The 9,953-nt window shown below is 57.7% G+C and carries 8 protein-coding genes; 5 read left to right on the forward strand and 3 right to left on the reverse strand.

Annotation, left to right across the window (positions count from 1 at the left end):
• Positions 1-70 precede the first annotated feature (70 nt).
• A complete protein-coding gene (locus ABGT74_RS04625) occupies positions 71-1,798 on the forward strand; it encodes a phospho-sugar mutase (protein ID WP_346704662.1) in 1,728 nt (575 codons plus the stop codon).
• Between the two features lie 85 nt (positions 1,799-1,883).
• Positions 1,884-2,777 carry a hypothetical protein gene (locus tag ABGT74_RS04630; protein ID WP_346704663.1) on the forward strand — a complete coding sequence of 298 codons (894 nt, stop codon included), beginning with the start codon at positions 1,884-1,886 and terminating at the stop codon, positions 2,775-2,777.
• A 39-nt stretch (positions 2,778-2,816) separates the two neighbouring features.
• Here ABGT74_RS04630 and ABGT74_RS04635 read toward each other — a convergent pair whose 3' ends face one another.
• Positions 2,817-4,262, reverse strand: a complete 1,446-nt coding sequence (locus ABGT74_RS04635; RefSeq protein WP_346704664.1) for a TrkH family potassium uptake protein — start codon at positions 4,260-4,262, stop codon at positions 2,817-2,819.
• On the reverse strand, positions 4,259-5,635 hold the full coding sequence (gene trkA, locus ABGT74_RS04640) for a Trk system potassium transporter TrkA (protein WP_346704665.1): 1,377 nt from the start codon (positions 5,633-5,635) through the stop codon (positions 4,259-4,261). Before trkA ends, ABGT74_RS04635 begins: the two co-directional genes overlap by 4 nt.
• Before the next feature lie 201 nt (positions 5,636-5,836).
• On the opposite strand from trkA, the gene ABGT74_RS04645 reads away from it, so the two are divergent.
• Positions 5,837-6,622: a copper homeostasis protein CutC gene (locus ABGT74_RS04645; RefSeq protein WP_346704666.1), complete on the forward strand. Its 786-nt coding sequence runs from the start codon at positions 5,837-5,839 to the stop codon at positions 6,620-6,622.
• On the forward strand, positions 6,601-7,431 hold the full coding sequence (locus tag ABGT74_RS04650) for a PRD domain-containing protein (RefSeq protein WP_346704667.1): 831 nt from the start codon (positions 6,601-6,603) through the stop codon (positions 7,429-7,431). The genes ABGT74_RS04645 and ABGT74_RS04650 overlap by 22 nt, the downstream gene beginning before the upstream one ends.
• A 64-nt stretch (positions 7,432-7,495) precedes the next feature.
• On the opposite strand, the gene cysS is transcribed toward ABGT74_RS04650, so the two are convergent.
• The gene (cysS, locus tag ABGT74_RS04655) at positions 7,496-8,911 is read right to left on the reverse strand and encodes a cysteine--tRNA ligase (protein WP_297284406.1); all 1,416 of its coding nucleotides are present in this window, start codon (positions 8,909-8,911) and stop codon (positions 7,496-7,498) included.
• 404 nt (positions 8,912-9,315) lie between these two features.
• Between cysS and ABGT74_RS04660 the strand changes: the two genes are divergently transcribed.
• Positions 9,316-9,888: a hypothetical protein gene (locus ABGT74_RS04660; RefSeq protein ID WP_346704668.1), complete on the forward strand. Its 573-nt coding sequence runs from the start codon at positions 9,316-9,318 to the stop codon at positions 9,886-9,888.
• Positions 9,889-9,953: the final 65 nt, after the last annotated feature.

Here is a 9,953-nt window from a genome sequence, read left to right on the forward strand (position 1 = left end):
GCATTGACAAACAGATATTGTATAATTTAGATAGTGGCTTTAGCCAAATATCAGGATGAGGTGAATTCCAATGGATTATATGTCTGAATACAAGCGCTGGCTGGATAGCGAAGCGCTTTCTGAGGATGAGCGCGCCGAGCTGCACGCCGTCGAAAACAACAACGAAGAGATCGAAAGCCGCTTTTTTGCGCCCTTGTCGTTTGGCACGGCTGGTCTGCGCGGCGTGTTGGGTGTAGGTCTCAACCGCATGAACCGCTTTACGGTCGGTCAAGCGGCGCAGGGCCTTGCCAACCTGATCGTTTCCAACGGACAGGCCGCGATGGATCGCGGCGTTGCCATCGCATATGACAGCCGCCATTTCTCGCCCGAGTTTGCCAAGCAGTCCGCCTGCATCCTTGCGGCGAACGGCATCAAGGCACTGCTATTTGATGAGCTGCGCCCGACGCCCGAGCTGTCCTTCGCAGTGCGCCACTATGGCTGCATCGCGGGCATCAACATCACCGCGTCCCACAACCCGAAGGAGTACAACGGCTATAAGGTATACTGGGAGGACGGCGCGCAGCTGCCGCCCGCTGAAGCCGACGTAGTTGCCAAGGAAATGGCTGCGACCGATATCTTTGCCGACGTCAAGACCGCGGACTATGACAAGGCGGTTGCGGATGGAATGATCCGCATTCTGAGCAAGGAAACCGACGAAGCATACCTCGGTGAGGTCATCAAGGTTGCCGTCAATCCGGACTGCGTAAAGCAGGTTGCGGATGAGTTCAAGCTGGTTTATACCCCGTTCCATGGCGCGGGCTATCGTCTGGTGCCCGAGATCCTGCGCCGTCTGGGCTACAAGCACATCATCTGTGAGCCGGAGCAGATGAAGATCGACGGCGATTTCCCGACCGTCAAGAACCCGAATCCGGAATACAAGGAAGGCTTCAACCTCGCCATCGAACTGGCCAAGCAGAACGACGTTGATCTCATCATCGGCACCGATCCGGACGCCGACCGCACGGGCATCGTCCTCAAGGACAAGACCGGCGAGTATGTCACCCTGTCGGGCAACCAGGTAGGCGTATTGCTGACCGATTACATCATCACCGCCAAGAAACTGACGAACACCATGCCGGCGCATCCGGCCGTGCTAAAGTCCATCGTGACCACCGAAATGGCACGCGCAGCCGCCAACAAGAACGGCGTGGACTGCTTTGAAACCTTCACCGGCTTTAAGTTCCTCGCCGAGAAGATCAAGCAGTTCGAGGCGACCGGCTCGCATGAGTATATCTTCGCTTTTGAGGAGTCTTATGGCTACCTGTGCGGCGACTATGCGCGCGATAAGGACGCGGTCACCGCTTCCATGCTGATCGCAGAAATGGCAGCTTACTACCGTACGCAGGGCAAGACCCTATATGACGCGATGGAGGAAATGTACGAGAAGTACGGCTTCTATTGCGAGCAGACCATCTCGATCACCATGCCCGGCGTATCCGGCCTCACGCGCATGAAGGAGCTGATGGCCGAGCTGCGTGAAAAGCCGCTGACCACCGTCGGTGCGTACAAGATTGATTACACCCGCGACTATCAGCCCGGCACGCGCACCTGCATGGCGGACGGCAAGGTCGAGGAAATCGAGCTGAAGGGTCAGAACGTGATGTACTACGAGCTGGAGGGCGGCACGACCTTTATCATCCGTCCGTCCGGCACTGAGCCTAAGGTCAAGGTTTACATCATGGCCAAGGGCGACAGCAAGGCTGACGCCGCCGCCAAGGTGGACGCGCTGGCCGCTGCTGCCAAGGAAATCGTCAAGTAAACAGATAAGCCACAAAACAAGGGCGTGCGCCGGTTTCCGACGCACGCTTTTGTGGTCTTTTGGGACAGGGAAACGGGGGATCACGATGAAGAACGGCATCAAACGTCTGCTGATCGGCGTGCTGATTGCTGTGATCGTTACCAGTGCAACGGCGGCGTATCAGGCAAGTGTACAACCGGTAGACAGCACACAGATTGCAACGCTCGACGACCTGCGCGCTGCGCTGCCACGGAACACGCGATATTACCAACAGACCTTACGGCTCAATCAAGTCGTGCTGCGCGAAATGACCGGCGACGCGTTGCCGGGAGACGACGGCAAGGACTGGTCGGAAACGGTTTCGTATGAAGCGTATGACCCGGCGGGGCGCGTGATTGCGACTTTTTCCGATGTAGGCGGCAGACCCATGCTCAGCCTGCGAGAATATGACGGCGCGGGCAACTGCGTGCGCGGCGCTATGTATCTTGACGGCACGCTGTCGACCGAGACAACCACGGTTTTTGACGAAGAGGGACGCGAAATCAGCTCGGAGACCCGCAACGGGGACGAAATCAGCACCAGAAGCGAGCGAACCTATGAGCCGCAGCCGGACGGCACAACGCATGCGGTCATGACGGCATACGATGAGGATGGCGCGGTCATGGAGCAGGATACCCACATTCTGGACGACAAAAACCGTGTGATCCACAGCAAAATTGTATTTGGCGACTATTCGGCTGTCGTGGAGTATGCCTACGACGACCAAGGCCGGCTTATCCACAGCGTTTTGGACAACAGCTACGGTGACAAGCGCAACACCACCTTCCAGTATACCGACAGCGCGGACGGCTCAGCCTGCACTTACGAGCAATACGAAAATGGCGTGCTGGAAAACCGCATCGAGCAGCAGTTCGACGAAAACGGAGTATGTATCTATCAGCAGGAGTACACCGCCGACGGCGTACTGGCTTCGAAAACCATCCGAGAGCCGCTTAAATAAACAGAAACGCCCGCAAAAGCGGGCGTTTTTTCTGTTTGCTTACTTTTCTCTGCGCCACGTTGCCGGGGTGAACAGCAGCAGCATCGGAAATACTTCCAAACGGCCAGCAAGCATATCAAACATCAGGACGATTTTGCTCAGCGGCGTAAAAAAGCCAAAGTTTGCCGTCGGGCCGACCAGCTCAAGGCCAGGGCCGACGTTGTTGAGCGTGGTTGCGACTGCGGTGAAGCTGGTTACCATATCCTCGCAGGTCAGGCTGACCAGCAGTATGGAAACGACAAAAATCAGCAGGTAGGCGATCAGGAATACGTTGACCGAACGCATGACCTCATGCTGCACACGGCGGCCGTCCATCTTGTTGACGCGCACTGCACGCGGGTGGATGAGGTACTGCATCTCCTTTTTAATGCTTTTGAACATCAGCACGATGCGGGAGCACTTGATGCCGCCGCCGGTCGAACCCGCGCATGCGCCGATGAACATCAGCAGCACAAGCAGAGATTTGCTGAACGCGGGCCACTGGTTGAAATCGACCGTGGCAAAGCCGGTGGTGGTGATGATGGAGGCGACCTGAAACAGCGCGTGGTGAAAGCTCTCAAAAAAGCTGCCGAACATATCGCGCACGTTAAAGGCGATGAGCAGCGCAAAACCGAGAATGACCCCCAGATACAGCCGAATCTCTTCAATGCGCAGCGCATCGCGGAAACGGCGGGAGAGCACCAGATAATAGGCGCTGAAGTTGACGCCGAACAAAATCATAAAGACAGAGATCACACCCTGCAGGTAATAGCTGTCGTAGTGCGCGATCGAGTTGTTCCAGATGCCGAAGCCGCCCGTGCCTGCGGTCGCCATCGCGGTGCAGACCGCGTCGAAGAACGCCATGCCGCCCAGAAGCAGCAGAATGATTTGCAGCACGGTCATACCAAAGTAGATGGCGTACAGGATGAACGCGGTGTCGCGCATGTGCGGCGACATTTTGGAGACCGAAGGCCCGGGGCTTTCCGCGCGCATCAGATGGATCGTCTGTCCGCCGGCAAGCGGCAGCACGATCAGCATGAACACCAAAACACCCATGCCGCCGACCCAGTGGGTCAGGCTGCGCCACAAAAGCGAAGCATGCGACAAGGCTTCGACGTCACTCAAAATAGTGGCGCCCGTGGTCGTAAAGCCTGAAATGGTCTCAAACAGCGCGTCCACCACGGACGGGATCTCGCCGCTGAACAGGAACGGCAGCGCACCGGTCAGCGCCAACACAATCCAGCACAGTGCAACGGTAACAAACCCCTCGCGCGCATAAAAGCGGGAGTTTGTCGGTTTTTTGTGACAGCACAGCGCAGATATCGCCATACAGATCGCCGCCGCGCCCAAATAGGCCAGCACAACGTGTTCCCGGTACAATATCGCGGTCAGCGTAGGCAGCAGCAGGAACAACGATTCTACGCCCAGCATCCAACCGATCAGGTAGCGTACCATTGCTAAATTCATGGTGCGGCCTCCTCCGTGCGTTCGGCATGGAAGATATCCTGCAAATCGTTCATCCCACGACGGGTGGAAACCACGATCACCGTATCGCCTTCACGCAGCACATCATGGCCACGCGGAATAATGCGCCGGCCCTTGCGGTTGATGCAGCACAGCAGCACATCCGGCCGGATGGGCATATCCTGCAGCGGCACTCCGGTCAGATCATGCGCCGCTACGCGGAATTCGAGCGCTTCCGCACCGCCGCCCAGCTGGTGCAGCGTTTCCACATTCGAGCCCATCGAGTTCTGCATCGCGCGCGTATACTGGCCAATCAGTTCGGCAGTCGTCTGCTTGGGTCGGATGACCGTACCGATGGGCAGGCTTGTGATGACCTCCTCAAAGTTTACACGGTTAACCTTGGTGAACAGCTTGGCCTTCGAGTGACGCCCCGCATGCAGCGCAAGCAAGATGTTCTCCTCATCCATGCCGGTCAGCGCGCAGAACGCTTCACAGTTTGCAAGCCCCTCTTCCTCCAGCAGGTCGCGGTCAGTGCCGTCGCCATGGATAATGGTCGCGCCGGGCAGCATCTCGCTGAGCGCCTCGCAGCGTTCAAACCGGTTTTCGATGATCTTGACCGAAATACCGGCATCCAGCAGCATTTTCGCAAGGAAATAAGAGATTTTGCCGCCGCCGATCAACATTGCCGAACGAATATGATCGTTCGGTACGCCAATTTGGCGGAAAAACTCTCCCTGTTCGCTTGGCGGAACAATCACGGTGATATCGTCATCCGCTTGCAGCATAAAATCGCCCTTTGGAATAAAGGTCTGCCCCTGCCGACGCACCATGCAGAGCAGCGCATTGGTGCGCAGCAACGGGTTGACCTCACAAACCGCCATGCCGTTCAAACGAGAGCCCTCGGGGATACGGATATCGAGCAATTCGATGCGCCCCTTGGCAAAGGTGCTCACACCGATGGCCGACGGGAAGCGGATCAAGCGTGAAACCACACGCGCGGTGGACATTTCCGGATTGATGACCATGGACAAGCCGAGTTCATCCCGGATAAATCCGATCTCGGACACATACTCCGGGTCACGCACACGCGCGATGGTGTGACAGCCTGCCGCCTTGCTGGCAATCAGGCAGGAGAGCAGATTGATCTCGTCGTGCGTGGTGACCGCGATCAGCAGGTCGGTTTCCCGCACGCCCGCCTCCTCCAAAACGTGATAGCTCGTGCCGCTGCCGGTCACCGAGGTCAAATCCAACATATTGGTTAGCTCAGTGAGCCGACGTTCGGACAAGTCGATCAGGATCAAATCGTGCCCTTCCGCAGAAAGCTGCTCCGCCAGCGCCGAACCGACCTTGCCGCAGCCTACAATAATGATGCGCATAGTGCGCCTCCGATCTCTTTTTTTACAGGGTACATGATATATAGCGATTATAGCGGGTTAACAGCGAAAAAGCAATATCCTTGCAAGCCGAAAACCAATCTTTGCATTTTTTTAGCGTCCCTATTCGCGCATCGTTGACCACTGCGCCGCATAATGGTATACTTGTTTCAAAATACGGAAAGCAAACAGGAGGCGGCAAGCATGGCACGAGTACTCGAGGTATGTGTCGATTCGGTGGAGTCGGCAGAGCAGGCGGCACGCGGCGGCGCGATGCGGCTGGAACTGTGCGCCGATCTGATTGTCGGCGGTACCTCGCCGGACGAAGATTTGTTCTGCATGGTGCGCGAACGGGTGGGGCTTCCCATCCGAGTGCTGCTGCGTCCGCGCTTCGGTGATTTCCTCTACTCCGACGAGGAGTATGAGCTGCTGCGGCGGCAGGTGCGCCGATTCCGCGCGCTCGGTGCAGACGGTGTGGTCATCGGTATCCTTCGTCCGGACGGCACGCTGGACGAAACGCGCATGGCCGGTCTGATCGAACTGGCAGGCGGCATGGGTGTGACGCTGCACCGTGCGTTCGACGTATGCCGCGACCCCTTTGCGGCACTCGAGACGGCACGCAAGCTAGGCGTGGACACCATACTGACCTCAGGCCAGCAGGCGAGCTGCGTCGAGGGGGCGGCGCTGCTGCACGAGCTGGTCAAAGCCGCGGACGGACGGCCGCAAATTCTGATCGGCGCCGGTGTGAACGCACAGGTCATTCGCACGCTGCAGCCGCAGACCGGCGCGGATGCATTCCATCTGTCCGCCAAGCGCACACTGGGCAGCGGCATGGTATTCCGCCGCGCGGGCGTACCAATGGGGCTGCCCGGCATCAGCGAATTTTCACTCTGGCGGTGCGACGCAGACGCGGTGCGCGAAGCGCGTGACGCGCTCGACGCACTTTGCGGCGAAACAGGAGGAAAAGCATGCAGATTCAAAAAGTGCTGAACAACAATGTGGTGATCGCGCTGGACGAAAACGGCGAGGAAACCGTGCTGATGGGTCGCGGACTGGGATTTGGCCGCCGTACCGGCGACGATGCCCCCGCCGACCTGATCCAGAAGCGGTTCACATTGCATGCGGAGCAGCTGTCCGACCGTTTCCAGCAGCTGCTGACCAGCATTCCCCTGCCGCATTTTCTGCTCAGCGAGCGCATCATCGACCGCGCTAAGCGCACGCTCAGCGCGACATTGTCCGACAGCATTTATGTTACCCTGCCCGATCATATTTCAGCTGCGATTGAGCGGCATAAGCAGGGCATTGAGCTGTCCAATCCCCTTTTGTGGGACATTCGACAGTTTTACCCGGAGGAATACCGCGCGGGCTGTGCCGCCGTCGATCTCATCCGGGAGGAAACGAACATCGCCTTTCCCGAGGACGAAGCAGCCTTTATCGCGATGCACTTTGTCAATGCGGAAGGCGGCGGAGAGCTGCCCGAGGTCTACGACATGACCTGCCTGATGCAGCGGGTGTTCGCGCTGGTTCGGGCACATTGCGGCATAGAGCCCGACCGGGATGCGGTCGATTTTTACCGTTTCGTGACCCACCTGAAGTTTTTGGCACGCCGCATTGCTGCCCGGCAGAGTTACGGCGACAGCGATGCCGACCTGCTGCCTCCGGTGCAAGTGAAATATCCCGCCGCGTTTGCCTGCGCGCAAGCGGTCTGCCGCTCGATTCTGGAAGAATACGGCTTTGACGCCGGTAAAAATGAACTGCTGTATCTGACGCTGCACATCGCACGCGTCACTGGCGCATGAGGCATCTCAGCAAAATAATACGGCCACCCCTTTCGGGGGTGGCCGTTTGCTTATCACATGCTGCTTATGCGCGGCTCCACTGAGTGCCCTGACGGGTGTCCTTGATGGTTACGCCCATCGCAGCCAGCTCATCACGGATGCGGTCTGCTTCCGCGAAGTTCTTTTCCTTCTTTGCCGCCGCACGCTGTGCAATCAGCGCTTCGATCTTGTCTGCGTCCGGATCGACGGCATCGTCGCGCTTCTGCACCAGATTCAAAACGCCGGTCAGCTCCATAAACAGATCGTGCGCTGCGGTCAGGAACGCCTTGCTTGCGTCCTGATGCGCGCCCATATAGGCGTTGATCTCGCGCGTCAGCTCAAAGATGGCGGAAAGCGCGTCCGCGGTGTTCAGATCGTCGTCCATCGCGTCGATGAACTTCTGCTTGTATGCTGCGAGCGCTTCCATCTTCGCCGTCTCTTCCGCGGTCATCGTGTCTCCCTCAGCCTTTTCGATGCGGAACTCCATGTTGTTCCGCGCTTCGTACAGGCGTGCCAGCGACGCCTTGTTCATCTCCAGCGACTCGGCCGAGTAGTTGAGCGGCGTGCGGTAGTGCGCGGACAGCATAAACATGCGGATGGTCTCATAGCCGAACTGCTTTGCCGCGTCGCGCACCATAAAGAAATTGCCCTTGGATTTGGACATTTTCTCATTGTCAATCGTCAAAAAACCGTTGTGCAGCCAGTAATGCGCAAAGGCGCAGCCGTTGGCGCACTCAGACTGGGCGATCTCGTTCTCATGGTGCGGGAAAATCAGGTCAAGGCCGCCGGAGTGGATGTCGATGGTGGGGCCGAGGTACTTGTTGACCATCGCAGAGCACTCGATATGCCAACCCGGACGGCCCTTGCTGCCCCACGGCGTATCCCACGCAGGCTCGCCCGGCTTTGCTGCCTTCCAAACCGCAAAGTCCATCGGGTCTTCCTTGGTCTCGCCCACGCTGATGCGCGCGCCCGCCTGCAATTCCTCCATCGGCTGATGGCACAGCTTGCCGTAATCCGGATCGGATTTGGTGCGGAAATACACATCGCCGTTCTCGGCGAGGTAGGCGTGGCCGTTGTCGAGCAGCTTCTGCACGATGTCGATGATCGCGTCCATCGTCTCGGTCGCGCGGGGATGCACGGTCGCCTTTCCGACACCGAGCCCCTCCGCGTCCACATAGTATTCCTTAATATAACGCTCCGCGATGACGTTGAAATCCACGCCCTCTTCGTTGGCCTTGTTAATCACCTTGTCGTCGATATCGGTGAAGTTCTGCACAAACTGCACCTTGTAGCCGCGGTATTCAAAGTAGCGGCGCAGCAGATCGAACACAATGAACGGGCGTGCGTTGCCGACGTGGAAATAGTTATACACGGTCGGGCCGCAGGAATACATTTTGACCTCGCCCGGCGTGATCGGGACGAACTCCTCCTTCTGACGGGTCAGGGTGTTGAACAGTTTCATATCATTCTCTCCTTTATCGGGATGATTTTACAAAAAATACAGCCGCCTCTTTTTGTCAAAGAGGCGGCGTTGACGTCGCGGTTCCACTCCTGTTTCTCACTTGGGTGCGCGGTAACGGGCGCGTCCCGCGGGGCGTTTGACCCCGATGCTCGGCAGGCGCACTTCGCCGCCCCACGCGCAAAGCCCTTTCAGCCAAGGGGCTTCTCTCTTTTGCGCGCTTCAAAAACGGTTACTTTTCCCGCGTCTTTGCATACGTTTCCTATATACATTGCCAGTATAGCAACAATCCGTGTAAAAGTCAAGCAAATGCCCGAATGGTCTGTTATCTTGTCCTGCGCCGCAGACGATATGAATAATGTATGCCATAATTTGCCCAATTATTACAGAAGGAAGGAAGAGAGTTCATGACGATTGGAGGATTCCAAAGCAACTGGTTCAATGTTACGGAACATACGATGGAAAACGGCAAAAAGCTGCCGATGGCGACGCTCAAGGATGAGTATAAGGACGAGTTTGCGGCGCTCGCGCAGAACAAACTCGAGCAGATGGCCGGGCGCGAGCCGTCCAAGGGGCTGGATGCGCTGACCGAGGAGCAGCTTAAGGCGCTGGCGGAGAAATACGACCCGGAGGAAATGACCCACGAGGAATATCAGGATTTTCTGAATGAACTGGTCGGCATGGGCGCGCTGACCGAGACCGACCGCCTGCTGGCGGGCGGCACCGGCCCGAACGGTCTGATCCCGGTCATTCCGGGCGCGTCGGCGTCCGTGTGCGACGCGTCGATGGACGGCATGGGATCGTCCTTTACGTATGACTTCCCGATGGGTGAGGATGCGATCGACGTGACCGAATGGGTCAAGTACCGTGCCTCCTTCGATACCATTCATTACTTCGGCGACAAGCAGTACGACCTCGGCGAAGACGAGGCCAACCGCACGGTGGCGGCCATCCTGCAAAAGATGCAGGGCATTATCTGACCAGAATAGCGGGAAACACCCGATGGATTCGCTCCATCGGGTGTTTTTTTGCGTTATGCGGTCTG

Source organism: uncultured Agathobaculum sp., from assembly GCF_963927765.1.
Classification (GTDB): domain Bacteria; phylum Bacillota; class Clostridia; order Oscillospirales; family Butyricicoccaceae; genus Agathobaculum.

Excerpts from the sequence above, each read along its gene's own strand:
- ABGT74_RS04635 (WP_346704664.1), bottom strand. The coding sequence starts at position 4,262 with ATGAATTTAGCAATGGTACGCTACCTGATCGGTTGGATGCTGGGCGTA.
- ABGT74_RS04645 (WP_346704666.1), top strand. The coding sequence starts at position 5,837 with ATGGCACGAGTACTCGAGGTATGTGTCGATTCGGTGGAGTCGGCAGAG.
- ABGT74_RS04650 (WP_346704667.1), top strand. The coding sequence starts at position 6,601 with ATGCAGATTCAAAAAGTGCTGAACAACAATGTGGTGATCGCGCTGGAC.
- cysS (WP_297284406.1), bottom strand. The coding sequence starts at position 8,911 with ATGAAACTGTTCAACACCCTGACCCGTCAGAAGGAGGAGTTCGTCCCG.
- ABGT74_RS04625 (WP_346704662.1), top strand. The coding sequence starts at position 71 with ATGGATTATATGTCTGAATACAAGCGCTGGCTGGATAGCGAAGCGCTT.
- ABGT74_RS04660 (WP_346704668.1), top strand. The coding sequence starts at position 9,316 with ATGACGATTGGAGGATTCCAAAGCAACTGGTTCAATGTTACGGAACAT.
- trkA (WP_346704665.1), bottom strand. The coding sequence starts at position 5,635 with ATGCGCATCATTATTGTAGGCTGCGGCAAGGTCGGTTCGGCGCTGGCG.
- ABGT74_RS04630 (WP_346704663.1), top strand. The coding sequence starts at position 1,884 with ATGAAGAACGGCATCAAACGTCTGCTGATCGGCGTGCTGATTGCTGTG.